General features: G+C 49.8%; 23 protein-coding genes. 11 read left to right on the top strand and 12 right to left on the bottom strand.

From position 1 onward, the window contains the following. Positions 1–6: 6 nt before the first annotated feature. The 3 genes from menD to menC are packed head-to-tail and all read left to right on the top strand — an operon-like array spanning position 7 to position 3,426. Entirely contained in the window at positions 7–1,677 is a 1,671-nt protein-coding gene (gene menD, locus AC6I1F_RS01330) for a 2-succinyl-5-enolpyruvyl-6-hydroxy-3-cyclohexene-1-carboxylic-acid synthase (protein ID WP_251569348.1), read from the top strand. After that, positions 1,674–2,432: a 2-succinyl-6-hydroxy-2,4-cyclohexadiene-1-carboxylate synthase gene (gene menH, locus AC6I1F_RS01325; protein WP_251569347.1), complete on the top strand. Its 759-nt coding sequence runs from the start codon at positions 1,674–1,676 to the stop codon at positions 2,430–2,432. Before menD ends, menH begins: the two co-directional genes overlap by 4 nt. Continuing rightward, on the top strand, positions 2,371–3,426 hold the full coding sequence (menC, locus tag AC6I1F_RS01320) for an o-succinylbenzoate synthase (protein ID WP_290148946.1): 1,056 nt from the start codon (positions 2,371–2,373) through the stop codon (positions 3,424–3,426). The genes menH and menC overlap by 62 nt, the downstream gene beginning before the upstream one ends. A 93-nt stretch (positions 3,427–3,519) precedes the next feature. Here the strand turns inward: menC and AC6I1F_RS01315 are convergent, their stop codons facing one another. Beyond that, positions 3,520–4,029 (bottom strand): LapA family protein, encoded by a 510-nt coding sequence (locus tag AC6I1F_RS01315; RefSeq protein ID WP_251569345.1) that lies wholly within the window; start codon positions 4,027–4,029, stop codon positions 3,520–3,522. Between the two features lie 121 nt (positions 4,030–4,150). Between AC6I1F_RS01315 and upp the strand changes: the two genes are divergently transcribed. The 3 genes from upp (at position 4,151) to AC6I1F_RS01300 (ending at position 6,744) form a co-directional block, all read left to right on the top strand. Then, entirely contained in the window at positions 4,151–4,801 is a 651-nt protein-coding gene (gene upp / locus AC6I1F_RS01310) for a uracil phosphoribosyltransferase (RefSeq protein WP_251451958.1), read from the top strand. Positions 4,802–4,972: 171 nt separating this feature from the next. Beyond that, complete coding sequence (locus AC6I1F_RS01305) at positions 4,973–5,812, top strand: fumarate reductase cytochrome b subunit (protein WP_160335429.1); 840 nt, start codon at positions 4,973–4,975, stop codon at positions 5,810–5,812. Between the two features lie 656 nt (positions 5,813–6,468). Continuing rightward, entirely contained in the window at positions 6,469–6,744 is a 276-nt protein-coding gene (locus tag AC6I1F_RS01300) for a hypothetical protein (RefSeq protein WP_497801582.1), read from the top strand. Between the two features lie 16 nt (positions 6,745–6,760). Here AC6I1F_RS01300 and AC6I1F_RS01295 read toward each other — a convergent pair whose 3' ends face one another. After that, a complete protein-coding gene (locus AC6I1F_RS01295) occupies positions 6,761–8,566 on the bottom strand; it encodes an IS1634 family transposase (RefSeq protein ID WP_497801581.1) in 1,806 nt (601 codons plus the stop codon). A 72-nt stretch (positions 8,567–8,638) separates the two neighbouring features. Between AC6I1F_RS01295 and AC6I1F_RS01290 the strand changes: the two genes are divergently transcribed. Continuing rightward, a complete protein-coding gene (locus tag AC6I1F_RS01290; protein ID WP_497801580.1) occupies positions 8,639–9,487 on the top strand; it encodes a sugar phosphate isomerase/epimerase family protein in 849 nt (282 codons plus the stop codon). 176 nt (positions 9,488–9,663) lie between these two features. Here the strand turns inward: AC6I1F_RS01290 and AC6I1F_RS01285 are convergent, their stop codons facing one another. Together AC6I1F_RS01285 and dcuC are read right to left on the bottom strand one after the other, a co-directional pair. Further along, positions 9,664–10,935 (bottom strand): amidohydrolase, encoded by a 1,272-nt coding sequence (locus AC6I1F_RS01285; RefSeq protein WP_160335431.1) that lies wholly within the window; start codon positions 10,933–10,935, stop codon positions 9,664–9,666. A 299-nt stretch (positions 10,936–11,234) separates the two neighbouring features. Continuing rightward, the gene (dcuC, locus tag AC6I1F_RS01280) at positions 11,235–12,506 is read right to left on the bottom strand and encodes a C4-dicarboxylate transporter DcuC (protein ID WP_160336365.1); all 1,272 of its coding nucleotides are present in this window, start codon (positions 12,504–12,506) and stop codon (positions 11,235–11,237) included. 261 nt (positions 12,507–12,767) lie between these two features. Between dcuC and AC6I1F_RS01275 the strand changes: the two genes are divergently transcribed. The 3 genes from AC6I1F_RS01275 to narL are packed head-to-tail and all read left to right on the top strand — an operon-like array spanning position 12,768 to position 16,588. Beyond that, entirely contained in the window at positions 12,768–14,048 is a 1,281-nt protein-coding gene (locus AC6I1F_RS01275; RefSeq protein ID WP_160336366.1) for a Zn-dependent hydrolase, read from the top strand. 29 nt (positions 14,049–14,077) lie between these two features. Then, positions 14,078–15,916, top strand: coding sequence for a histidine kinase (locus AC6I1F_RS01270; protein WP_251569343.1), 1,839 nt, complete (start codon positions 14,078–14,080; stop codon positions 15,914–15,916). A 30-nt stretch (positions 15,917–15,946) separates the two neighbouring features. Further along, complete coding sequence (gene narL, locus AC6I1F_RS01265) at positions 15,947–16,588, top strand: two-component system response regulator NarL (RefSeq protein WP_251450953.1); 642 nt, start codon at positions 15,947–15,949, stop codon at positions 16,586–16,588. Positions 16,589–16,637: 49 nt separating this feature from the next. Here narL and AC6I1F_RS01260 read toward each other — a convergent pair whose 3' ends face one another. The 5 genes from AC6I1F_RS01260 to AC6I1F_RS01240 are packed head-to-tail and all read right to left on the bottom strand — an operon-like array spanning position 16,638 to position 21,722. Next, entirely contained in the window at positions 16,638–16,949 is a 312-nt protein-coding gene (locus tag AC6I1F_RS01260; RefSeq protein ID WP_160335385.1) for a nitrate reductase cytochrome c-type subunit, read from the bottom strand. An 8-nt stretch (positions 16,950–16,957) separates the two neighbouring features. Then, on the bottom strand, positions 16,958–17,845 hold the full coding sequence (gene napH, locus AC6I1F_RS01255; protein ID WP_160335384.1) for a quinol dehydrogenase ferredoxin subunit NapH: 888 nt from the start codon (positions 17,843–17,845) through the stop codon (positions 16,958–16,960). Continuing rightward, positions 17,842–18,588, bottom strand: a complete 747-nt coding sequence (gene napG, locus AC6I1F_RS01250) for a ferredoxin-type protein NapG (RefSeq protein WP_160335383.1) — start codon at positions 18,586–18,588, stop codon at positions 17,842–17,844. The genes napH and napG overlap by 4 nt, the downstream gene beginning before the upstream one ends. Positions 18,589–18,639: 51 nt before the next feature. Then, positions 18,640–21,399 (bottom strand): nitrate reductase catalytic subunit NapA, encoded by a 2,760-nt coding sequence (gene napA, locus AC6I1F_RS01245; protein WP_160335382.1) that lies wholly within the window; start codon positions 21,397–21,399, stop codon positions 18,640–18,642. 47 nt (positions 21,400–21,446) lie between these two features. After that, positions 21,447–21,722, bottom strand: a complete 276-nt coding sequence (locus AC6I1F_RS01240) for a chaperone NapD (protein ID WP_160335381.1) — start codon at positions 21,720–21,722, stop codon at positions 21,447–21,449. 270 nt (positions 21,723–21,992) lie between these two features. On the opposite strand from AC6I1F_RS01240, the gene AC6I1F_RS01235 reads away from it, so the two are divergent. Further along, positions 21,993–23,783, top strand: coding sequence for an IS1634 family transposase (locus AC6I1F_RS01235; protein WP_497801579.1), 1,791 nt, complete (start codon positions 21,993–21,995; stop codon positions 23,781–23,783). 44 nt (positions 23,784–23,827) lie between these two features. Here the strand turns inward: AC6I1F_RS01235 and argC are convergent, their stop codons facing one another. The 3 genes from argC to rplM all read right to left on the bottom strand — a co-directional run bounded on the left by argC (position 23,828) and on the right by rplM (position 26,025). Beyond that, positions 23,828–24,886 carry an N-acetyl-gamma-glutamyl-phosphate reductase gene (gene argC, locus AC6I1F_RS01230; protein WP_251569864.1) on the bottom strand — a complete coding sequence of 353 codons (1,059 nt, stop codon included), beginning with the start codon at positions 24,884–24,886 and terminating at the stop codon, positions 23,828–23,830. Between the two features lie 315 nt (positions 24,887–25,201). Further along, positions 25,202–25,594, bottom strand: a complete 393-nt coding sequence (gene rpsI, locus AC6I1F_RS01225) for a 30S ribosomal protein S9 (protein ID WP_160334567.1) — start codon at positions 25,592–25,594, stop codon at positions 25,202–25,204. Between the two features lie 2 nt (positions 25,595–25,596). Beyond that, complete coding sequence (gene rplM, locus AC6I1F_RS01220; protein ID WP_160334566.1) at positions 25,597–26,025, bottom strand: 50S ribosomal protein L13; 429 nt, start codon at positions 26,023–26,025, stop codon at positions 25,597–25,599. Between the last annotated feature and the right edge of the window lie 258 nt (positions 26,026–26,283).

Genomic DNA, 26,283 nt, shown 5'->3' with positions numbered 1-26,283 from the left:
TCTGTCATGTCGCTAAGTTCATTTAACCGCCGCTGGGCGTCCGTTATTCTTGAAGCCGTCAGACGTCACGGCGTCAAACATGTCTGTATTGCGCCGGGTTCCCGTTCCACTCCGCTAACTTTGTCTGCGGCAGAAAATCCGGGTTTTACTCTGCACACACATTTTGATGAACGCGGACTCGGACATCTTGCGCTCGGCCTTGCCAAAGCCGGCAAAGATCCGGTCGCTGTCATTGTTACCTCCGGCACCGCGGTCGCAAACTTGTACCCGGCTCTTATTGAAGCCGGGCTCACCGGAGAAAAACTCGTCCTGTTAACCGCGGATCGCCCGCAGGAATTGATTGACTGCGGCGCAAATCAGGCTATCCGACAGATAGGAATATTTGCGTCGCACCCGGCTCGTTCTCTTTTTCTTCCGAGCCCGACTGAGCGGATTTCAGCTCGATGGCTCGTCTCTTCCATTGATGACGCGATGGGAACGCTGCATGCGGGAGCTGTACACATCAATTGCCCGTTTACGGAGCCCCTTTACGGAGAAATGGACGACACCGGTCTTAGCTGGCAGCAAAGCCTCGGAGATTGGTGGACCGATGACAAGCCTTGGCTTCAGGAAGCTACTCCGATCGAAGTTTTCAAGGAGCGTGACTGGCCGCTCATTCGTCAGCAACGCGGCGTGGTCATCGCCGGCCGCATGAACGCAAAAGACGGTGTAAAGGCGGCGCAGTGGGCACAGACTCTTGGCTGGCCCTTGATTGGCGATGTGCTCTCTCAAACGGGCCAGCCCCTGCCTTGCGCAGACCTTTGGCTCAGCAACCCAAAAGCCGTAGAAGAACTCAACCAAGCCGAAATTGTGATTCAGCTCGGAAGCGGACTCACCGGAAAACGCCTGCTGCAGTGGCAGACTAAATGCGCGCCGAAAGAATATTGGATCGTTGATCCAAACTGCGGCAGACTTGATCCTGCACAGCATCGGGGGCGCCGAATCATCGCAGATATCAGCCGCTGGCTGGATCTGCATGAGGCTGAACCCGGAGCGCCTTGGTATAAAGAATGCGTCCAATTATCCAAAGAAACCGCAAAAATTGTGGAATCAAAGTGCGTCGGTTTCGGAGAAGCTCAGCTTGCGCACCGAATCGGCAAATATCTGCCGGAAAACGGACAGTTCTTTGTTGGCAACAGCCTTATCGTGCGGCTCATTGACGCGCTTGGGCAGCTCCCCGCCGGATATCCGGTGTACAGCAATCGCGGCGCAAGCGGCATCGACGGCTTGATTTCCACGGCGGCTGGCGTTCAGCTCGACACGGGCAAGCCGACGCTTTCGATCGTCGGTGATCTCTCCGCGCTCTATGACGTAAACTCTTTGGCGCTGCTGCGGCACGCAACCGCACCGTTTGTTCAGATCATCGTGAACAACAACGGCGGACAGATATTCTCGCTTCTTCCGACGCCTCAGGCAGAAAGAACCCGCTTTTATCAAATGCCTCAGGATGCGGATTTCGCGCACGCTGCCGGCATGTTCTCTCTTAGATACTGCGCCCCTAAATGCCGGGAAGATTTAGAAACCGCGCTCGCTGAAGCTTGGAAAATTCCGGCCGCAACAGTTATAGAACTTAAAGTCAATGAAACCGAAGGCGCTCAGATGCTGAGAAGCCTTCTTAAAGAAGTCAGCCGCTTATGATTCTCAGCGCTCAGATTAAAGAGGGACAGTCGGGTCGACCCTGGCTTGTCTTTCTGCACGGTTTCTCGGGAGACCGTCGCGAATGGCAGCCGATCGGAGCGTCTTTTTGCGAACATCCGCAAATGTATATCGATCTGCCGGGCCATGGCGGTTCTTCAGGAATACACGTGAACGGGTTTGAGGACACCGCCCTGCTCATACGTCAGACTTTGGCGCACTATGGTGTGCGGGAATTTTTTCTCATCGGATATTCTCTTGGCGGGCGCATCGCGATGTTTACTGCCTGCAAAGGATTGGTTGGTCTTAAAGGACTAATTGTAGAAGGCGGCCACCCCGGCCTGCAGGACCAAGAAGCAAAAGAGCAGCGGCGCCTATCCGACCAAGCTTGGGCTAAGCGGTTCCGTTCGGAGCCCCTGCCGAAAGTTTTTACCGACTGGTACCAACAGCCGGTTTTCAGCTCTCTGACTCAAAAAGAGCGAAGCGCGCTTATCGCTTTGAGAAGCCGCAATAACGGAGAAACTTTAGCAGCGATGCTTGAATCCGCATCGTTATCAGCTCAGCCGGATCTGCGGCAGGAGCTGAAAAACAGAACTTTCGCCTTCCATTACCTTTGCGGCGAGAAAGACGCAAAGTTCCGAGCGCTTGCTAAAGAGCTCTGTTCTGATGTCAGAGTCATCGAGAACGCAGGACACAATGCTCATCGAGAAAATCCCGAAGCCGTCGCAAAAGCGCTTGCCGACATTCTTCGTTCGTAACGGACCGCTCATCATGAATTCTCCAAAAACAAATCGTACAGCGCGCGTTTATAAATGGCAGATACCTATGGATGTGGGTGTTGCACTGCGCGCCAAACGAATCAGCTGCCGAGAGGGCCTTTATATTGAGCTTCGGTCTGAAGATCGCTGCGGATGGGGAGAAATCAGTCCGCTTCCCGGATTCAGCGCCGAATCCCTTGAAGAGGCTCAGGACGCTCTGCTTTGCTGGACAAAGCTGTGGCTGAGCGGCGAAGAAGAACTGCCGAAGCTCCCATCTGCGGCTTTCGGAATCAGCTGTGCGCTCGCAGAACTCAACGGCACGCTTCCCATGAAAGCAGACTACCGTACGGTTCCGCTTGGAGGCTGCGAGACAGAAAAGCTGGTTAACAAACTTGCCGGCGCCAAAGGAGAAAAAAACGCGAAAGTCAAAGTCGGTTTCTCTGGCGCCGCCAATGACGGGATCACTGTCGATACAGTACTTCACGCTGTTTCGGACGTACGCCTGAGGCTTGACGCCAATCGATCATGGACGCTTAGTCAGGCGCTTGACTTCGCTCAGAACATACGGCCGCATTATCGGGAGCGAATCGCCTTTATAGAAGAGCCTTGTCAGAGCCGGGAAGAATCGCGCATCTTCGCGAGACAGACCGGGGTTGCGATTGCCTGGGACGAAAGCCTGCGTGAGTCGGACTTTACATTCGATTCGAGCGATATCGCCAAAGCGGTCGTCATCAAGCCGACTCTGACCGGCAGTTTAGAAAAAATTAAAAGTCAGACCGAAGCCGCCCGAAGGCTTGGCATGACGGCTGTGATCAGCTCTTCACTCGAATCAAGTCTCGGACTCACTCAACTCGCCCGCATCGCAGCGTGGCTCACGCCAAATACTATCCCCGGGCTCGACACGCTTAACCTTATGCAGTACCAGCAGATTCGTCCGTGGCCGCAAAGCACTCTTGAATTAGTTCCCGCAGAATCGCTGCAGCGGCTGCTTTAAAGACAGAAAGCAAAACCGCCGTTCTTCGCATTCAGCGGAGCAAACGGCGGCAGTCAACAGCCGGAAGAAACCCGGCTGTCAAAATTTACGGCGTTATTTACTGATCAGAATCTTTGTAATCTTGTCGTCCATTGTGTCCAGGGAGCCGGTAATCGAGTTACTGAGATCTTTATTTGCGTTCGAGATTTGATCCTGAGTGTCTTTAAAAGCGCTCAGAATCTTATTCTGGTTCTCTGTCAGACGCTGCTCTGTCTGAGCCAGTACATCTCTCTGCTCCTGAGTCCATTTCTGCCACTTAGCCTCGAAATCCGCTTTAACGTCGGAAAGACGGGAGTCTTCACTGTCGGAAGCGAGTTTGCGCTGAGATTCCAGCTCTTTTGTGAGTCTGCGCATGGTCGCAAAAGCTCCGGTCTGCTGTGCAAACAGACAATAGAGAACGATTAGGAACAAAATCGCAAACCAGAACAGCAGCATCAGCGTCAAAGGAGCCTTCGCTGTAGTGACTATTAAATCGACATCAACCGGTGCGTTCACTGCGGTCCAATTGAGAAAAGTGAATCCGGCACCGAGCAGAAATACAATGAGCAGAACGATATAACGCATGTGAAATCCTTCAGATCAGCTATCTATTTGTAACTAGTCTAATCCATTCCTCAATGGCACATGTAAACGCGATGCCTAAATGAGTGCAATAATTAAAAAAAGATTTTTTGGAGAAATATAGATGAAAACTGATCCGCGTTTTCCTAAGCTTCACATCGTCGATCATCCTTTGGTCACCCACAAACTCAGCACGATGCGTGAAAAGAAAACTCCTTCTAATTCTTTCCGCCAGCTTCTGAGAGAACTTACTTATTTAATCGGCTACGAAGTCACACGCAACCTGCCGATGGAAGTCCGTACGATTGATACACCGCTCGGAAAATGCAAGGCGAGTTTCCTTGCCGGGAAAAAGCTGGTCATTGTTCCGATTCTGCGTGCCGGTCTCGGCATGTCTGACGGTCTCCTTGATTTAATGCCTTCCGCACGCGTCGGCCACATCGGCCTCTATCGCGGTCCCGATCATATGCCGGTTGAATACTTGGTTAAGCTGCCGTCCAAACTGGACAAGCGTCAGATTATTCTTTGCGACCCGATGCTCGCGACAGGCAACTCCGCTGTCGCTGCGGTTGACACACTGCTCAAACGCGGTGTCTGCCCGGAAGACATTAAATTTGTCGCCTTAGTTGCCGCACCTGAAGGTGTTGAAACCTTCCAGAAGGCACATCCGGAAATTGAGGTTTTTGTGGCCTCTCTTGATGAAAAATTAAATAAGAACGCCTACATTGTTCCGGGCTTAGGCGATGCCGGCGATAGAATCTTTGGCACCAAATAAGTGCATAAATATTAGTTTCTAGGTAAAAACCCTTAATTTAAGAACGAATTAAGGGTTTTATTTTGTCTTTTATCAGTTTTAGGCAAAAATTTAGGCGACTTTTAACGTGCTCTGGCGCATGATACGTTCAGTCGTTGAGACAATAATTTCACCCAAATATTAAGGTTTATCATGTCCGATGAATTTAAAGACGTATCTCACCTCTACAAGGTGACACCTTCTGCTAAGACCGTGATTGACGGCGAAGACTTAGTAGAGACAAAACAGAAATCTAAGGCTTATGCCTGGTGCGACGTTCTCCAGTCTGTCACAGGCCTTATCCTTGGTCTGTTCCTGTTCTGCCACATGGCTTTCACCAGCTCCATCCTGCTGGGCAAAGACACCTTCTGGTCTCTGGTTTCTTTCACCGGCGGCTACTTCATTGACGGTGTTGACCACCTCTGGATGCACGTTGTATTCGTAGGATTCATTTTCATCCTCGTTATCATTCACGCCATTCTGGCTCTTCGTAAGTTCCCGAGCAACTACAAAGCCTTCCGCATTATGCGCGGCCACTACAAGCTGCTCCGTCACACTGACACCACAATGTGGTGGGTTCAGTTCATCACCGGTGTGATCCTTACAGCTCTTGTTTTCCCGCATCTGCTTCCGATGCTCATGAACCCGGGCGCTATCGGCCCTTATGGCAGCGGTCTTGAGGTTTATCACTCCTGGCTGTGGGTCATCTTCCTGTTCCTCATCGTTACAGAACTTCACGGCATGATCGGTCTCTATCGTCTGTGCATGAAGTGGTGCGGTCCGTCCAACGCTACACGCAGCTTCCTGCGCAAGCTTCTCTACGTTGTCATCGTTCTCATGATCGCTATGGGCTCCTGCACAATCATGGGCTTCTACAACGCCGGCGAAGAAGCTTCCAAGCTTGATCCGGAAACACACTATGTTCCGGGCTGGCTCCAGACTCCTCAGACTCAGCCGTATCCGAGCTGGTGGCCTGACCGTCTGAAGAAATAATCAGATATAGGTTCATCTCCTATAAGGGCGTCGCAAGGCGCCCTTTTCTTATGCCTGCTGTCTATCTTGTCTCACAAGCAACTAACGCACCTTCAAGCTAATGCTACGATCTACATCTCGAGACGACCTCAACCATCTCAAATCTGCTCACTAGTTTTCCTTCAAACAAAATAAAAGTGGACGGCAGTGACGGTACGAATTGAAAGGAGACGATTGCATCAAACAACGTTTTAGAACTTGTAGCTCTATCCATAACACAATCCGCTTTTCAATACTCCTTTACCACAAAAAATAATTTTCAAATGCTTATAAATGCACGCTTAAAAAACGCGTCGTACAGATGTTTGTGATTTCTTGCGATTCTAAGTAGGGCTTTGTTTTTTTAATTTATCCTGCCGTTTATTTTTTATCATTCAATAAGAAGCCAACCTCTTCTTTAGGTATTAATCCGTACTTATAACGATTACACCGGGATCGCATTTCCCCTTATATCCCTTACCCGGACAATTCACTAAAGCACATCCCGAGGGTTGTATTTATTTAAGTCCCTTCGATTCAGAATTTACCCATCGAGGAAAGAGTTAGGAGGCGTCCTATTTAATTTCAATTGCAGCAAGGAAGTTCAGCAGAAACCTTTCACATCAATGGAGTAAATAATGCTTAGAAGAAATTTATTTAAAACAGCAGCAACAGTCGCAGGATCAAGCTTGTTATCTACAGTCCCTGCAGCGCTCGCCATGGAAGCGGGGAAACGGCCTTTACAGGCAATCGCCTTGTGCGCCATCGAGCTTCCTCCGGAGGAGTTCGCTAGTCAGGCTAAAAAAGCCGGCTATGAAATGATGGGACTTAGAATTCATCCCATTGTTCCCGGAGCCCTTGCTCCCGAGTTTTACAGTTTACGATTGAATAAAATCCCTGGAAGCCCCGTATAGCAGGGCTTCTCCGATCTTACGATTTCCACGCCGTGGTAGCTACAACTTTCAGCCCCGGTAAATGAAGTTTCTTTTTTAGGCCTACGGGCTTCTCTACGCGACTTAGGACCTTCAGACCAAAGTGCTTACTCATTTCATCAAACAGCCCCGGTTCGTATAACCTTAGAAATAACGGCAGCTGTGGATTGATATCATCGTAGACGACTTGGGACTGACGTAAGGCAGAGCACATCTTCCCATGAGTGACTTGATCTCCGAGTTCCTGCTTGAGGCTGTAAAGCATATATTTTTCCAGCACCAAGCTTATGAAGCAGCTCAAGAAATGGCCATATATGTGAGAATCTGTCCATACAAAGCATGGCCGAGTCTCCAATTGAGATTTGCTGACCCGGAAACAATCTTCAATTTGCCAGAGCTTTCGATAAATCTCAGTGGCTCTCTCAGGTGATATTTCAAGATTCGTGCAAATAACGTAATACCCATCCCATTGAGATTGTTCTTCTATTTTTTCGGTATCTAATTGCGGTGCACCGTCTTTTCTTGGCATTTTAACCAATGACTTATAGCCGGTTAGACGTAGTTTGCCCGGATTCTTAATTGCATCAAGCGCCTTATCAATCGCTCTATCTCTGTCTGCCCTATCTTTTTTTGCTCTGCGCGGACTGTAAGAGACGATCCAATGCAAATTCATAGTGTCAATTACTTTTTTTGTCTTGTAGTTGAGTTTTGTCGTAGGGCTGGTTCTGGTTTCGTATAGCGGTTTATTAACCTCTATCGTCTTATAGCGGCAAAATATCTCTCCGTTTTCGTCGCATGTACTCTTCTGCCAATTGTTTTGGTCTAGGATTGCCTTTTTCTCATCGGCTGAGGCATTCTTAAACTTTTGTGCAATTACGAAATCACAGCCTATTTGTCTGAGCGCAAATAGGTTCTCACTTGAATTTAACCCTCGGTCAGCAACTACTATCAATTGATCGATCCCGTAAGTCGTTTTGATCTTCTTAATCAACGGCACCATGGTTCCGAATTCATTAGTGCTTCCGTTGAAGAGCTCATAATCAATGGGAATGCCATTCTCATCCATAACCAGTCCAAGCACCACTTGGACCTCATTGACCTTATGATCCTTGCTCAGACCAAAGTCTTTGTAATCAGAAATGTTGCGGCTTTCAAAACTGTAGGTGGTTACATCGTAGAAGGCGGCAGTGATCTTCCTTTTTGTCCTCTTTTGAATTTCTCGGTTGAGGTGTTTGACGACGCTCTCTTTGTCCTCTTTCAATAGATCAAGAACTCGATACAAATCCTGAAGATGATCAATCTCGGAGTGATCAATAATGCTTGAGTCCTTATTCTTGAAATTCTGAAGCTTGCTGGCCGGAGCCAACAACCGCTGCTCGGTGAGTAGATAGGCAGCTTTGTCATACGAATAGCCAATGTTACGATCCTTTTGAAGATACCGAAAAAACTCCGGCATCTTTAAGTCGCACCAAACTTTACGGATAATCGCGGCTCCAACGTTGTAGAGATGGAAACAACCCGGCAAATCATTGTTTGATCGAGCCAATTCAGAAAGTTTGTCCATCCTTTTACGAGCCTGCAATTCGAGCTCCCGGTCTTTAGCCAATTGTTCCAGACGGTTCTCTTCAGCAATACGAGCCTTGAGCTTGTCAAGAAACTCCGGGTCTTTTTCTAAAGCAGTTTCGAGCCTGCCGTGGTTTTCAATTACCCGAGTCCGTGGTTTGCCTTCGGCATTGCGGTAACTGGAGCACACGCGAATGTACTTGTGATTCTTAACAGACACTATGGACACATGCATTGGCATAAGGAACTCCTCATAAGGTTCTCAATTATACCATAATGTACTACATTAGTGTTACTTAGGCGTTAAAAAAATTTGGCTGTTAAGCCAATGTGGGCCGAGCTTTATTCAAAATTTAACTGTAAAACTCGGGAAAAAGCCGGCTATGAAATGATGGGACTTAGAATTCATCCCATTGTTCCCGGAGCCCTTGCTCATGAATTTAAAGCCGGTACAAAAGAAATCAAAGCATTCAAACAGTACCTTGCTAATACGGGCATCACATTGCACGGCGTCGATGGGTTTGCCATCAACTCTGATACTAACCCTGCTGAATTCCACTCTGTGATGGACGCCTGTGCGGAGCTGGGTGTTAAAAATTTGACACTCTGCGGAGATGCCCCCAATAAAGAAAAGTTCGCTCGTGTTCTGCAGGATATGGCTGATTATGCTGCACCAAGAGGATTCAATATCGACGTTGAATTCATGATCTGGAGAACTGTAGGTACTTTGGAACAGGCTTATGAACTTGTGAAATTGGCCGACCGTAAAAACTGCACCATCGCTGTTGACGCTCTGCATCTTTATAGATCAGGTGGTTCACACAACGACCTTGATAAAATTCCGCAGCAGTATTTAGGCGAAATTCATCTTTGCGACGCGGTTATCAATGGTCCGATTGACAAGAAGCTTGTTGCTGCACAGCGCGCCGGACAGCTTAAAGTCGAATCGACATCCGGAACCCCAAAAGGTTTTGAAGGAGTTGTAAGAGAAGCTCGCGAAGGCCGACTCATCCCCGGTGTTGGCGAACTTCCGCTGGTTGAATTCCTGCGCCATATGCCGGAAAGACCGATAGGTGTCGAAGTACCGTTACCTGGTTATCAGACACAAAGAGTATTCGACTTAACCTATAAATACAGTCAGGACCTGCTCCGGCAGCTTTAAAAGTTAGTCCTCATCTGGGATAGGTATTATGGAAAATAAGCCTCGCACAAAAACGGCGAGGCTTATTATTCTGCAAGCGACATAGCTGAAATTCTCTACGTAAAAGTCCTTTTTCTGCCATTGAAAAGAGCTGCCAATCAACCGACGGCAGCTCCCTTTCTTATTAGCTCAGGAAATTAAATTCCGTTCACTTTCTTAGCAATACCAACATACATGCCTAACGCAGTCTTCAAAGCGTTTTCGTCAATGTCGAATGTGCTCTGATGATGACCTGCGGCTCTGTCCGCACCACAAATGAAGAATGCGGCTTTACCGCCGTGCTGCTGGACTCTTCTGCCGAGAATCGAAATGTCTTCAGAGCCGCCAAAGTTTCCGTCGGGAATAATCTTCTCAACACCTTCAGTTTCTTTAGCAACTTCAGCAATAAGCTCGCTCAGCTCAGGATCGTTTGTAAAGTCAACAGCGGCACCCATCTGGGAAATTTCATAAGAAACGCCGAAACCCTTGGAAATGCCTTCCAAAATGTTCATAACCTGCTCGGACATATAGTCGTTGATCGAACTGGTTTCACCGCGAACTTCAAGCGCCATGTGGGCGGAGCTCGGAATCACGTTGCGGCCTTCGCCGGCACGAAGCGTACCGATGTTAATGCGAGTCATGCCGCCGCCGTGACGAGGAATACCAAGCATCTGAACAACGGCATTGCAGGCTGCAGCCAGTGCGTTATGGCCGGCATTCGGCTCTTTGCCTGCGTGAGCGGGCTGACCTTTGAATGTCACGTCATACTTGGAAGTGCAGAGCAGACCATACGGAGCGGCAACAATTTCACCGGAATCGGCCATGAACGAAATATGGCTTCCAAAGAAAAAGTCTGCATCATCAACAATACCGGAGGCGGCAACGGCTGAAGCGCCGCGAACGCCTTCTTCAGCAGGCTGGAAAACGAATTTAAATTTGCCTTTGAGCTGGTCCTTGTGGTCAGCAATCCAGTGAGCAAGCGTCAGGCCGATGGAAGCATGCGTATCGTGGCCGCAGGCATGCATATAACCGTCATGCTGGCTTCTGAAGCCTTCTTTATTCGGTTTGTGTGCGGGATCGTCCGTTTCACGAACGCATACACAGTCAATGTCAAAACGGAAGGCGGTCGTAGGACCTTCGCGGCCTGTGTCAAGCACACCGACGCAGCCGGTATAACCGCCCATTTCTTCAATCAGCTTGGGATCAGCGCCTCTTTCGAGCGCGTTCTTGATACCGAGATCAACCAGCTTCTGATTGCGGCCGAAAACCTGTTCAGGGTTAATTACCTTGGTTCCGACGAGAACTTCATAACCGTAAGCCTGGAGCTTCTTCACAATGTAGGAAGTTGTCCAAAACTCAGTCCAGCCTTCTTCGGGCCACTGGTGAAGTTCTCTGCGCTGCTCGATAAGCTGTGTGTTGTAATCGGTCATGGTGTAGGTATCTCCTCTATTCGTTGATGCGCAGCCGATATGAGTCAGATGCGCAGGTAAAATGCGCTTGCAGACGACTGATTTTTAATGGTTTTATCAAACCAATACGGGATGTCATAATAAATCATCCCTAATCACAGAAACGTCCGTAATTTGAACCCGCTGCGGCTCTTGCCGAAGCGTCGCATTGAAGGTTTATTCTATAAGCGGGATACCTATATTGCAATAAAAAATTAATACCAAAAGGCGCCGAACCACGAGGTTCGGCGCCTTTTTGTTAACTATTCAGCGGGTCCTGATTAAACCATGATCAGAGCGAGGGTGAAAACACCGACGATCATCGGAATCGCTGTACGTTTAACCAGCTGCATCGGCTGAACCATAGCAAGACCGGAGATCAGAATCACAACGCCGGCAATCGGGGACATTGTACGTCCGAGAGAACCGGAGATGAGAGCCAGAGCACCGAGGTTCGGAACCTGCATGCCGAAGTCAGCAGCGTGCGGTGTAACCGCTTCGTTGAACGCGAAAGTTGCAGCGTCGCCGGAACCGGTAATAACAGCAAGGACGAACGGGCCGATAGAACCACCCCAGCGAGCGAGTTCGTTGGAAGCCTTGAGCGCTGTAACGAAGGCGTCAATCAGGCCGGCAGTACGCAGACCGGCAGCGAAGACACCGGCGGCAATGATGATGCCCATCACAGAGCCATAACCGTCGCCCATACCGCGGAAGAATTCTTTGGAGAACTTCTGAGGATCGGTCCAGGAAACAACCAGTGTGAAGATGGCGCCAAGGACCATAGCCTGAGCAACACCCATCTTAAGAGCGGGAACCCAAGAGTTGCCGACAACAAGAATAATAAGCGGAACCAGCGGAGCCAGAGCCTTGAGCGGATTGATCTTGGTAATTTCAGAACCGCCTTCCTTGGCTTCATAAGCAGTAAGCTCTTCAGCTGTAGGTTTGTTGTCGCGGAGAACCAGGCAGACGATCGTAATACCGACAAGACCGATACCCATCATGATGAGGGAGAACGGTGTGTGCAGAGCGATAAAGTCCATAACACCCATGTTCGAAATCTTCGAAACGAAGTTGTTATGAGACATACCCGGAGAGAGAATAGATCCGTAAGTACCCATCAGAACGGCAGCGCCTGCGGCGGCTGGACGAATACCGGAACGAATCATAACCGGAATGAATGTCGCGCCTACAGCAGCGGCACAGCCGGCAGCGGAAGGAATCGCGATATTAACGAAGAAAGTAACCGCAGTACAGGCCGGGATCAAGAGAATTCCAAGCTTCTTGAGCGGAGCGGCCAGCAGAGAGACTAAATGACGGTCGCAGGAAGTGTGTGTAACCACAAAAGCAAATCCCATCGCACCGCAGATTGCCATGATCAGACTTGCATTGGTCATGCTCTTTGCGAACTGATCCAGTGCTGCCATCGGCTTCATAGAGATGCAGCAAAGAAGTAAGCCGGCTGTAAAGAGGACCAAGCGTGTTTCATAGCGCTTAATCAGGCAGTAAACCGTTGCGATAACAACGACGACTGCAATCCAGGCAGTAATTGACATTGAAAAACACCTTAAAAATATTAGATTTCCCCTTTTGTCAGCTACCTGACAAAAGGGCCTTCTCCCCGACAGAAATAGGCATTCCTGTCGGTTGCTAGTCTCACACAATACGTTTTTTTACGTAATGAGGTAAACCCTTACAAAAATGTAAATGTCGAGTTTACTCAAATATTGGCTTAATGACATACCTATAGGTCTGCAGGTAAACTTTGCCCCTATACAAAACCATTACCAACCAATCTGATTAAGGAGAATCTTTTCATGTCTACAGATTTCCAGCGTGAAGGCCTTGAATTCGCGCAGAAGTGTTTTGACGATGTTCGTGCAATGTCGCTTGACAGCCAGGGCGTATCCCGCCAGGGCTACAGCGAAGTAGAAACTCAGGTTCTTGAGTACTTCAGAAAAATCGGAGAAGAACTCAGCCTCGAAATTTCTGAAGACAAGGCCGGCAACGTCTGGATGACCGTCCCAGGTAAAAACCGTGATCTGCCCGCCTTGGTCAGCGGCTCTCATGCCGACTCCGTTCCTCAGGGCGGAAACTTCGACGGTCTCGCCGGCATCGTTGCCGCTCTCTGCGTCGCCCGCTGGATGCGCAAAACCAACTATCAGCCCGAAAGAGATTTCACCGTCCTGATGATGCGCATGGAAGAAAGCTCTTGGTTCGGCAAGTGCTATGTCGGCTCGCTCGGCATGACCGGACAGCTCACCGACAAGGACCTCGCTCTGAAACACCGCACAAGCGGCAAGACTCTTGCGGAAACCATCAAAGCCTGCGGCTTTGATCCCGATGCGCTGACAACCGGAAAACCTGTGGTGGACCTCTCCAAGATGGCCGCCTTTATTGAACTTCATATTGAACAGGGCCCAACACTGGACTCTTCCGATACCCTGCGCGCCGGTATCGTGACGGGAATCCGCGGAAACGTCCGTCACAAAAACATTCGATGCGTCGGTCAGACCGCTCACTCCGGCGCCGTTGACAAACAGTTCCGCCATGATGCTGTTCTGGCATTTGCTGAACTGGCCTACCGCATGGACTGTCTCTGGGACGAATGGCTGAAGGCAGGACACGACCTCGTATTCACGATCGGTGTCGTTCACACCGCGGCAACTTCCGCAATCGCGGTTGTTCCGGGCGAAGTCACTTTCTGTGTCGACATCCGTTCTCTCTCTCAGGAAACCCTTGACGGATTCCACGCGGTCCTGGTCAAAGAAGCCGAAGAAGTCGCCAAGAAACGCGGCGTTAAATTTGAGTTCGACGGACTGATCTCGAGTAAACCGCTCGCCATCCATCAGGCGCTCAGAGAGCATCTCTCCAAAGCCGCCGCTGAAGCCGGCCTAAAAACCAAAGAGCTTCCTTCCGGAGCCGGCCACGACACGGTCACATTCGGCGGCCTCGGCATCCCCGCCGCGATGATCTTTGTCGCCAACCAGAACGGCTCGCACAATCCTCATGAAGCCATGAAGACAGAAGACTTCATGCAGGGCTCCGAGGTCCTCTGGCACGCGGTTAAAGACTTCCCGCACGAAGGCTTTAAGTAAGATAAACACTGACAGGAGGCGGAAATCATATGAAAAAAGTGCTCCCTTTTAGAAACTCTCTTTTCACTCAGATTTCCGCCGTCTTGATCGCGATTACCGCGGTCGCTTTTATCGGCCTCTTCTCTTTCCTGCAGGTCACGCAGGACTCCACGGGAAAGGGAAGCGCCATCAATATCTCCGGCTCTCTTCGTATGCAGAGCTATGTCTTATCGCTGACAGCGGCACGCTCAGCGCGCCTGCCCGAAGCTCAGAGAGCTGAAGAAATCGGCGGCGCCCTAAAGGAATTTGAACGGCGCCTCTCGAGTCAGGGTCTCACTGATGCCATCCCGAACGACCCTAAGGACGATCTCAGAAAAACATATGACGCGATCAGCGGTTCATATTTTTCAACCATCAAGCCGCTCGCCGAAGAGGTGATCCATTCGCCTGAAACCGAACTGACCCTATTCCTCGACACCATCCCTTCCTTTGTTTCCAAAATTGATCAATTCGTTTTGGACTTGGAAAAAGATCTCGAAATTAAAACCCGACAGATCCGCATCGGTCTTTCGCTGCTGATGCTCTTCGCTTTGCTGCTCTTTATCTTTGTCCGCGTTTATTTAAGACGAATCCTTTTTGATCCGCTTGAAGAGCTCTCCAATCTTTCCTCCTCCGTACGCGCCGGGGACTTCTCCCGCCGAAGCTCTTACCGTAAAGACAATGAGATCGGCAATCTCTCCGACAGCATGAACTTCATGATCGAGGACCTCTCTCGTCTGTACACAAACTTGGAAGAGGAAGTCAAAGAAAAAACCGCGGATCTGAATCTTCAGAAAGATGCGATCCAGCTTCTCTATGATCTGAAAAACATCCTGTTTACCGCGCAGCTTGAGCGCGAACACCTCGATAAAGCCCTTCTGCTGATCACCAAGCGACTAGACGCGTGTTCAGCCGCTCTCGGCCTGCGCTCCGCGGGCTCCGACACGCTCCGCTTCATTGCAGAGGCCGATCAGACGAACTACCCGCCGGTACAGAGCTTTGATATCAAACTTAATGAAGTGCTTAAAAAAGAATATTCCATACTGCACTTCTTGCGCGACGAACAAAAATACAGCCTTGCCTGCATACCTGCGGACATCAATACCACTCAGCTCACGCTTCTCATACTTTTTAAAGAGGACGCGAACGTTCGCGTCGACCGCGAGTTCACCAAAAACCTCGGTCAGGAATTTGCTCAGGCAATCGATAATTCTCAAAAAAGTGTGGAAAGCCGCCGCCTCGCTCTTTTCGAAGAGCGCTCCACGATTGCGCGTGAACTGCATGATTCCATTGCTCAGTCGCTCGCATTCTCCCGAATTCAAATCGCTCGCCTGAGCACAGAACTTCACAAAGGAACGGTAAGTCCGGAAGTTGAAAGCATTCTTGATGAGCTCAAGCTCGGCGTCCAAACCGCCTATCAGCAGCTGCGCTCCGTGCTGACCACGTTCCGACTGAAACCGAAGTCATCCGATCTGAAACAGAACATCCTCTCCATTCTGGACGAGTTCAAGGAACGCGACGGCTTCCATTACACCACTGATGTCGAGCTTCAAAGCTTTGAGCTTGACGCAAACAAACAAATTCATCTCCTGCAGATTCTTCGTGAAGCCCTGACCAACATAGAAAAACACGCCAGAGCCGACCAAGTCTTCGTCACGCTTCGCCCGATCGCATCAGGAAAGTTCCGCCTCGTTGTTAGGGATAACGGATGCGGTATTAAAGGCGTGAAAAAGGAGGGCCATTACGGATTAGAAATCATGCATGAGCGCACTAGAATATTGGGAGGAGTCATCTCAATCGAGCCTGCCGTGCCAAACGGAACACAGGTGGTTGTAGATTTCACACCATAGTCAATAAAATAATTTCACGATAGGAACGGTATGGCAGAAACTTATCGAGTTGTCGTCGTTGACGACCATCCTCTTTTCCGACGAGGCGTTGTCCAGCTGCTGGGAATGAACCCGATATTTGAAGTGGTCGCCGAAGCCGGCGATTTTGAAAGCGCAATGGCTGCCGTTCGCCAATCCGAACCGGATCTGGTACTCCTTGACCTGAATATGAAAAACACCAGCGGCGTGGAAATCTTAACGGCTGTAAAACAGGAAGACCCGTCCATTCGAGTCATTATGCTGACGGTTTCCGACTCCTCGGCCGATTTGCTGCAGTGTTTCCAGAACGGCGCCGACGGCTACCTCCTTAAAGATCAGGAACCTGATCAAATCTTAGAAGACATCCGACGCGGCCTTAACGGTCAAACGGTCCTCTCCGGACCCATGAATCAGGTGCTGGCCGAATGCCTGAAAGAAGACGGATTCGGAAAAGAAAGAAGAATGTCCGATTTGACCGACCGGGAACTCGAAATTCTGAAACTTATCGCGCATGGTCAAACTAATAAGGAAATTGCGCGAGTCCTTTCCATATCGGACGGAACCGTAAAGGTTCACGTAAAGCACCTGCTTCGCAAACTCTCCTTCCGATCACGAGTCGAAGCGGCGGTCTGGGCCAGCGAAAACAACCTCTAAAAGAAAAATCCGAGCACTCGCCCGGATTTTTCTTTATGCGTTCATGCGATTACTTCTTCGCGGGAAGAACTTCCGCATGGCAAAGCATGCATTCATAGCGATTCGGATTAACTTTATCTCCGGTCACATGACTGGCAGGAAGCGGTGTCGGCTGGCCCTTCTTTGCCTCAACTCCGGGTTTAGCCGGCTGATGGCACATCAGGCAGGCATTTTTCGTCGGTGTAATCGGCAAGAAGTTTGCCACCGGATGAGGAATCATCGGCGGAACAAATTTATCTTCTATCGCGTTATCCGAAGGATTCTGAGCCATTGTCGGCGCGGCAGCCATCAGGAACAATGAGATGAATAAAAGTTTTTTCATAGGAACTCCTATTGAGTTTTCTTTGTATCTTTAATAAATCGAATTCCGAACTTCAAGCTATTTTCCGGACATACACTTACGCATTTTCCGCAGTTTGTGCATTCTCCCGAGCGAATCATTCCGACCTTGGCGGCGTCCTTAAAACTGATCACCTGAGGCTCCGGACACACCTTTAGGCAGTCGCCGCAGCGAGTGCAGGTATCGTTGTCAAACTTAACCTTCGTCGCGCTGAGGCGGCCCCACAACGCCCAAAACGCTCCAAGCGGACAGAGATGGCCGCACCAGCCGCGTTTCGATACCGCTAAGTCCAGAGCAAAGATACCGAATATCACACTCAGCAGACCATAGACTCCGCCAAAAACGATCTCGCGCCAAAGAACTCCCTGCGGGCTAATCGCCTCAAACGCCGCAATGCCAGTGCACAGCGAAAGAATCAATGACACCGCCAAAAGCAAATAACGCAGATTTGAACTGAGGGACAGCACATTGGTTTTGATACCGAGCTTTTCCCGACACCAAAATGCAAAGTCAGTCACGAGATTCATCGGGCATACCCAGGCGCAGAAACTTCTGCCGCCGACAACCCAGTAAAACGCAAGAACCAAACCTGCACCGATCAGCGTTTCCGGAGAAAGCCAGTACTGTGCGCACAGACGCTGAAGCGCGGCAAACGGGTCTGCAAGCGGAATCATGTCCAAGATTCTGGAACTTGATAAATCACCGGATAGGATAAATTTATCCGCGACCTTGAATCCGAATCGAGCAGAACCGAAAAAAAACGCCAGAAGACAAAACTGCACGAATCTTCTCGCGATCGTAAACCGAAGACGATAAATCCATTCGGCTGCCGTTTTCGGCTGAGAAAGGTGGCGTATCTTTTTCTGTTTTTCCGTCATGGCAGCTCCGAATTCAGAAAATCAAGACCGCCGGGCTTTCCTGCGTCCTTCATCGGAGCCTCGGGGACTGCTCGAGCATCCAGCTTCTCTTTCCAGCCAAGACGGTAGTGATCACCAATCTTGCCCAGGAATTTTTCCGGATCGACGATGTTGATAGAGGGCCGATCCGTCGGACAGCTGTGCACGCAGAGACCGCAGCCCGTGCAGCTGTCAGGCATCACAACCGGAACGAACATCGCATGCTTGCTGAGAAGCCTCGGATGGTTCTCAATAATGATGGCCTTATTCTGTTCGGGACAGTCTCGGTAGCAGATCTCGCAGCGAAGCCCCTGCCAGGAAAGACACGAATTATGGTCAATCGCCGCGACGCCCATTTTTGCTTTGGTAATGTCTTCGAAAGTATGAGGAAGCGCCCCGGATGGACACGCTTTCACACAGGGAATGTCCCTGCACATATAACAGGGAATTTCTCGCGGCTCAAAGAACGGAGTTCCCGGAGCAGCGATATCCTTAAAGCCTGCAAGTTTCAGTGTGTCATAGGGGCACGCTTCCACACAGAGCCCGCACTTAGAGCAGGCGGTTTCAAATTCATTCGGCGGCAAAGCTCCGGGAGGACGAGGAACAAAGCCTTGGGCCCGCCCCGTCTTCTGCAGAAAAAGTCCCCACAGAAGACCGGCGCCGACTCCGACTGCTCCGATCTGCACGCCCTTTCTGAGCACATCGCGTCTCGAGTGTGTAGTCATAGAAAATGAGCTTGGGAGGACGCTTTAGAAGCGCCCTCCTCCGTTAAGGAATTAACCTGCTTTGTAAACCTTGACCGCGGACTTCTTGAAATCCGGTTCTTCAGAAATCGGATCCGTCGCGTCGATCACAACCTGGTTGGTCTGAACCTTACGGTCAAAGAACGCAAGCCAGGTGGTTCCCTTCGGCATGAAGTTGCGCTGGTTAGTCTGAACAATCGCGCTGATCTTGCCGCGGCGGCTTTCAACCGTGGCGTAATCGCCGTTCTTGAGGCCGCGCTTAGCCGCATCATCGGGGTTCATATACAGGAACGCGTTCGGCTGAGCTCTTTCCAGTTCCGGTACGCGCATGGTCATTGAACCGGTATGCCAATGCTCAAGAATACGTCCGGTACAGAGCCACAGATCATAGTTCTGGTCAGGCTGCTCAACAGGTGCCGCATACGGACGATAGAAAATCTTCGCCTTATTGGGCAGTGGAACCGGTTTCGGATCGGTCACTCCGTACAGATTGCCTGTCGGAATCGCTTTAAAGAGCTTGCCGTAGAACTGATAACCGTCTTCCTTAACGTACGGATCATAGTCCTGGTTAAAGCGGTACGGTGTTTCCTTGCCGTTGACGACAGGCCACATCAGGCCGCGCGTTGTCGAATTCATGTAGGTATTGAAGTCAGCCAGGTCATGGCCGTCTCCAAGTGTGAACTGACGGTACTCGTTAAAGAGCGCTTTTTCCGGGAACCAGTTCAGTTTGGCAGGAGCAGCTGTACTGTTGATCTTGCTTTCGAGATCGGGATCAGGCCAGGCGACTTTGGTGTAGTCGTCACGAGCGTAAAGAACATCGTAGAGCGTGGCTTCCGGATCGATGCCCATTTCTTTCGCTGCGTCAAGAACGCTCGGCAGCTTGCCGTCTTCATATCCTTCGACCTTAAGGCCCGGGACAGGCTGTTCGCCCCAGCAGTCTTTGATCTTGATGCGTTTGGCAAATTCCATCATGGTCCAAAGGTCGGTTCTTGCCTCTCCCGGAGGATTAGCCATCTGCTGCCAGCCCTGAGTACGTCTTTCGGCATTGCCGTAGAGACCCCATTTTTCAAAGATCATGGCAACCGGAAGAACCAAGTCGGCATACTGGCAGGAGAATGTCGGATAGGCATCCGCTACGACAATGAAATTGTCCGGATGGCGGGCCGCTTTCAGCCAGTGGTTGGAGTTCGGAGCCGCCTGGAAGGGATTCACAACCTGAGTCCAAAGGAAGTTAATGGAATCGTCTTCCAACCCGCGAAGAATTCCCATAAAGGCCTGACCGACTTTCGGGTTAATAGTCTTTTCAGGAACACCCCAAATCTTTTCACTCTTGACGCGCGCCGGTTTTGCGGCAACGAGCAGGTCAGAAGGCAGTCTGTGGCAGAACGTTCCGACTTCGCGTGCAGAACCGCAGGCAGAGGGCTGACCGGTAAGAGAGAACGCGCCGTTGCCCGGGCGAGCATGTTTGGCAAGCAGCAGATGAACCGCATAGATCTGCTCGTTCACCCATACGCCGCGCTGATGCTGGTTGGCGCCCATGCACCAGAAGCTGAGGACATCGTTCTTCTTGTCGATCATTGTGTCGGCAAGGTTAACGAGTTTCTTCTTATATTCTTCCATCGGTTCGTCCGGATCTCCCTTGGAGAGTTCCGCAACGAAGTCAAGGGTATAAGGCTCCAGCCCTTTCTTGAATTCTTCGAAAGTGATGCTCCAGTGGGCACCGGCTTTTCCGCCCTGCTGAGTCTGTTTAACAACCTGACCCTCTTTACGGCCCTGTGCGATGGCTTCCCACTTGTCGAGTTTGATTTCGTTCTGTTTGGCCTGAACATCTTTTTCTGCTGGGAATGCGTACTTGTCGGTCGGACGCATGCCGTAGCCGATATCCATCGCGCCGGCCGCGAAAATGCAGTGCTTATTCACGAAATCGTGATCGACCGCGTCGCGCTTGACGATTTCTCTCAGGATGTAGTTCAGAATCGCAAGGTCGGTATTGGGTTTGAAAATGATGGTTTGGTCAGCGAGGTTGGAACTCATGTTCCTGTACGTCGTGACGTTGATAATCTTCGTATCTTTGTGCGTAAGCTTACGGTCGGCAACACGTGACCAAAGAACCGGATGGGCTTCGGCCATATTGTTGCCCCACAGGATCATGGTGTTGCACTTCTCAATATCGCTGTAGTTGTTTGCAGGCTCATCAATACCGAACACCTGATAGAAACCGACGACCGCGCTCGCCATACAAAGACGAGCATTCGGATCGAGGTTGTTGGAGCGCCAACCGGCCTTAACGAGCTTGCTCGCCGCGTAAGCTTCAGGGATGGTGTACTGACCGCTGCCTGTGATCGCAACACCTGTCGGTCCTTTTTTCTTGTAGACACGCAGGAACTGTTTTGCCATCTCATCGAGCGCTTCGTCCCAGGAGACTGCTTCGAACTTACCGTTCTTATCAAACTTACCGTTTGTGCGTCTCATCAGGGGCTGAGTCAGACGATCTTTGCCGTAGAGAATTTTTGCGTTGAAGTAGCCTTTAATGCAGTTAAGACCGCGGTTGACCGGCGCATCCGGATCGCCCTTTGTTGCGATTACGCGGCCGTCTCTGGTTCCGACCAAAAGACCGCAGCCGGTTCCGCAGAAGCGGCAGACGCCTTTGGTCCATACAACGGTGCCTTCAGTCGACTGTACTGCTGCCTTAGCTATTTCTGATACCGGGATACCGACGGTCATGGCTGCCGAGGCTGCAAGACCGCTCTTCAGTAACTCACGACGTTTAATTTGGGGTGTATTAATCGTCATTTTCGCTCCTGTATTTAACTCTTTGCGAGTTAGATTAAAAATGAACCCTAGTTGAGCCGGGTTAAATCTTGAATGGGAGTAATCTCCGCGCTCTCTTCAAAGTTATGTGCGACAAGGGACGCGTCGACGACCTCGTCTAGTGCGGAAATTTCCTTAAATTTGTCCATTTCAACGCCGATATCTTCGCCTTCAATAATGACAATGCAGCGGCATGTCTTCTCGTCTTTATGGTGGATCTCAACGTTGGAAAGAGACTCAATCGCCTTCAGCATCTCGGGAAATCGACCGGGAGCACTGGAAACAACGAGCGCAGAATAATTCATGAAGCTGTTCCTCTGTTATGTATTCTCCGACTGAGCCTCACGTTATCAACGGGCGGTGAGGATGTCCACGGAATACCACTATAAGATTAATAAAAACTTGGGGGAAGCCCTTACGAGCTTCCCCCAAGTTGAGATATTACCTGAATTCCCAAAATTCTAGGAGCTATTTTTACAAATAGTCTCATCTTCAATTTAACCAATTGATTTTATGCTCCTTTTGAGCAATGTAGGGATGGACTTTTTTAACTTCATAGGCGATAATTATAACCTATGAAAGCAAGCAATCACCCTACAAATATGGATAGCAAAACTCAGGAACAGAGCTTCCTAGAAACAGGTTTCATACATCCTGTGTTTGTAAAGAACAATCATGGGATTCGTTATGCGATTTTCTACAAGAACCGCTGGAGCAACAATAAATGTGAAAAGGTTTTCCAAAAGACTGTTGGAAGACTTTTAGAAGATGATTCAATTGAGTTGGGAAGGAAGTTTCTCGCTGAATATCCAGCCTTAAAAGACTGCAAGGCAAAACTTGTTGGAAGGAAGGTTCGGTTGTCTGGCGGCGCCGCATGTCCTTTGCCGCCTTTGGTTCCAAATGCAGAGCAAAGGAAGGCTTTTCTTGATGAACTTGATCAAAATACACGTTTGTCGGCCGGTGCCTCATATGTTTTATGGGAAATTGCTAAGCAAAACCATCTGCAAGCTGATTTGGAAGCGGTTTTCGGTAAAGACAGGGCTGCTTATCTTCTTTCTTTAGCTATATTTTTTGCAGCAGACCCAGGTGCAGTTGCTTCTGAGTTTGAGATTTACAGCGCCCAAACATGGCTTCCCTGTACGCCGACCGACTCTCAGCATGTTTCTGATCTCTTTGAGCAAGTCTCCAACCCGGAGATAATGTCTTTTCTGAGGAAACGGCTGCTGTACTCGCAGCTTGAGACTAAAGGAGATGTCTATTGGAGCTTTGATACGACATCAATATCGTCTTATTCCGAAACGATCCGCAAAGTCGCTTACGGCTATAGCAAAGAAAACTCGGAATTGCCTCAATTAAATTTAGGGTTGATTGTCTCGGAATATTCTGGAGAACCTCTCTACTACAAAGTGTTGGAGGGTTCTCTGAGTGACCCATTAGCCTTAAGACAAATGCTTGCGGACGCCGCCGATTTAAGAAGCTCTCAGGTGAACTTAGTGATGGATAGAGCCTTCAGTTCTCCTACCTTGCTCGACCGGCTCTACGAGCAGAATTTAGGATTTATTTGTGGCTCTAAAACTAATCTGAATTACTGCAAATCTGTTCTGAGCAGCTTCGAACCCCAGCTCCGATTCGGAAGCGTTGATACATTCTTAGAGGAATTTGGCGTCCAGGCTAAAACTTCGTCAACAACGTGGTCTTACAGAGACCCTGCAACCGGATATTTAGAAACGCGACCTCTTTACATTCATGTCTATTTGGATTCGGAGCGAGCTGCCAGTGAAAATGAGTCTCTTCTCAGACAAATTAAGAAAGTTCAAGACAAACTTGCAGAGAAAATCGCTCTCAAGGACTCAGATAAGGATTTAATCAAACGTTTCTTCATAAAGAGCTCTCAGGGATGGAGTTACAGTCCGAAGAAATGGGAAAACAAGGTACACAGCTTCGGGCTGTTCGTTCTTGTCTCGAACACTGTTGGCTCAGCAAATGAAGCTCTCAGAATATATCGACAGAGAGATATCATCGAAAAAAACTTCAACAATCTCAAAGAACGTTGCTCAGGCCGTCGGATGCGCTGCCAGGAAAGAGCTCTTGAAGGAAAAGTCTTCGTTTTATTTTTAAGCCTGATTCTTCTAATGAATCTGAAGATGAGATTTACCTTAGCAAAGAGAACCGAAGCGAAGCAGGACGCATCGTCAAAGTACTTGCCAAACGATACACCGGACTTCCTAAGAATGATGGGCGCTGTTGACGTAACCAGCAGGAAATCTGACGAAGAAAACTCTTTTTACTGGGACCTAATCCCTAAGAAACTAAGAGCGACGTTGGAAGCTCTGAAGATACCCGTGCCTCCAAGATTTATCACCTAGAAGGCACGGAATTCAGGTTCCATGGAGTCAGAGGCTTTTTTCTTTTAGGGCATCAGCGCAATCTGATCCAGCCCTGTGCTTTCAGGCAGTCCCATGAGCAGATTCATCGCCTGCACAGACTGTCCGGCAGAACCCTTAACGAGATTATCTTCGACCACAAGGATCACGAGCAGATCAGGCTCCTTGCGGTAAAGCGCGATGCGAACCATGTTGGATCCGCGTACCGACCTCGTCTCCGGTAGCGATCCAGTCGGCAGAACGTCCACAAAGGGTTCGTCACGATAGGCGTTTTCATACAGAGACTGGAAATCCACTCCCGTGCCTTTTTCCGTCAGACGCACGTAAATCGTCGAGAAGATGCCTCTGATCGTCGGCAGAAGATGCGGAATGAACGTGAGCGGAACCTTCTCGCCCGCGAATTCGCTCAGCTGCTGAACCATCTCGGGCTCGTGGCGGTGGCCGCCAACGCCATAGGCCTTAAAGTTGTCGGCAGCTTCTGCGCAAATCAAACTCACGTCGGCCTTTCTGCCGGCGCCGCTGATGCCGGACTTGCTGTCGGCAATGATCGAGACATTGAGATTCACAATGTCTTTTTCCGCGCTGTGAAGTTTTAAAAGCGGCATAAGACCGAGCTCAATCGTTGTCGGATAGCAGCCGGCCATACCGAGAATATCCGCTTTCTTCATCTGCTCGCGCATTGTCTCAGGCTGACCGTATACGGCCTTAGCAAGCAGATCAGGGCAGCTGTGCTCCATCTTGTACCATTTGCTAAACACTTCCGTGTCTTTAATACGAAAATCCGCCGCCAGATCGATAACCTTGACGCCCTTGGCGGTCAGCTCCCGCGCCATGGACATCGCTACGCCATGCGGCGTCGCAAAAAATACCACGTCACACTGATCGAGCGGAGCCTCGGAAGGATCACAGAATGTCAGATCCAAACGTCCGCGAAGATTAGGGAACATCTTCGCCACATGCGTACCGGCGTCTTTTCTTCCGGTAATGGTGACGATTTCCGCATTCGGATGCTGCGCAAGAAGACGAAGCAGCTCAATGCCTGTGTAGCCGCTTCCGCCGACAATACCGACTTTAATTTTTTTCATTTCGGACTTCCTGTTAGGTTGAGGATTTTGAAAGTTTGACATCCTTCTCGTCACCAGTGACGAGAAATCCCTGCAGCGGCCGCACAGCATCGCACGACGCTCTTTCTCCGTTCATTTCGAAGACTCACCGGAGCTGCTCGAAAAATTATACTTTGACCGTAAACAAAAAACGGATGTGAAATCCCTGCCGGAAAGCGGCTTCTGACAGATTCTGCCGCTAGACGAACTGAACTGTATGCTCAAGCAATAAAAAAGGCCGCCGAAGCGACCTTTTCTGCGGTATTTCGATCGAAGACCGAAATTTCCAAAAGCGAATTAACGCTTGGAGAACTGTTTACGGCGACGTGCCTTACGCAGACCGACTTTCTTACGTTCAACTTCACGGGCGTCACGTGTAACGAGACCAGCCTGAGACAGAACGGACTTCAGTGTTTCATCATAGTCGATGAGAGCACGAGTGATGCCGTGGCGGATAGCGCCGGCCTGACCAGACTCACCGCCGCCTTTAACGTTGACCTTGATGTCGAATGTTTCGACATTGTCAGTCAGAACGAGAGGCTGACGAACGACCATACGGCCGGTTTCACGGTGGATGTACTCGTCAAGAGTGCGACCGTTGATTTCGATTTTGCCAGTACCGCGCTTAATGAAGACACGAGCAACAGAGCTCTTGCGGCGGCCTGTGCCGTAGTTGTAATTTCCAATCATTTTTAGATCTCGAGCTGTTTAGGTTGCTGTGCGGAATGCTTGTGTTCGGAACCGGCGTAAACGAAGAGTTTCTTGAACATTGCGTAGCCAAGGGGGCCTTTCGGGAGCATACCCTTAACAGCGATTTCCAGAGCACGACCCGGATGCTTTTCCTGCATCTTGCGGAAAGTTGTTTCATAAACACCGCCGGGGTAACCGGAGTGACGGAAATACTTCTTGTCTTCCGTCTTGTTGCCTGTCATCACCAGCTTGTCAGCGTTGACAACGATAATGTAGTCGCCCGTGTCGACGTGCGGTGTGTATTCAGGCTTGTCTTTGCCACGGAGTCTGAGAGCGATTTCAGCGGCAAGGCGGCCGACAACCTTATCGGTTGCATCAACCACGTACCATTCGCGCTTTACTTCAAGCGGCTTGGCCGAGAAGGTTTTCATTACTTTTCACCTATAAATTAAGTGTCCAAAGGACACTCGACATTTTTTCTAATACCCAGAGCCGTCAGGCCCTGAGATGACATTTTTACAACGGACGAGCGATGACGAAAGGACAACGCTCCAACAGAGAGGACAGGATTATACGGAAAAAATCACAGAGATTCAACTTGATAAGATAGGGATGTAAAACTTTGTTATACCTGAGTCTCATTCCTTCCCCGACGACGGCCTTTAAAACAGCCTTTTTTGAATCAGCCG

The organism is Parasutterella sp. St.1A3 (genome assembly GCF_059728705.1).
This window is presented reverse-complemented; position numbering and strand designations above follow the sequence as displayed.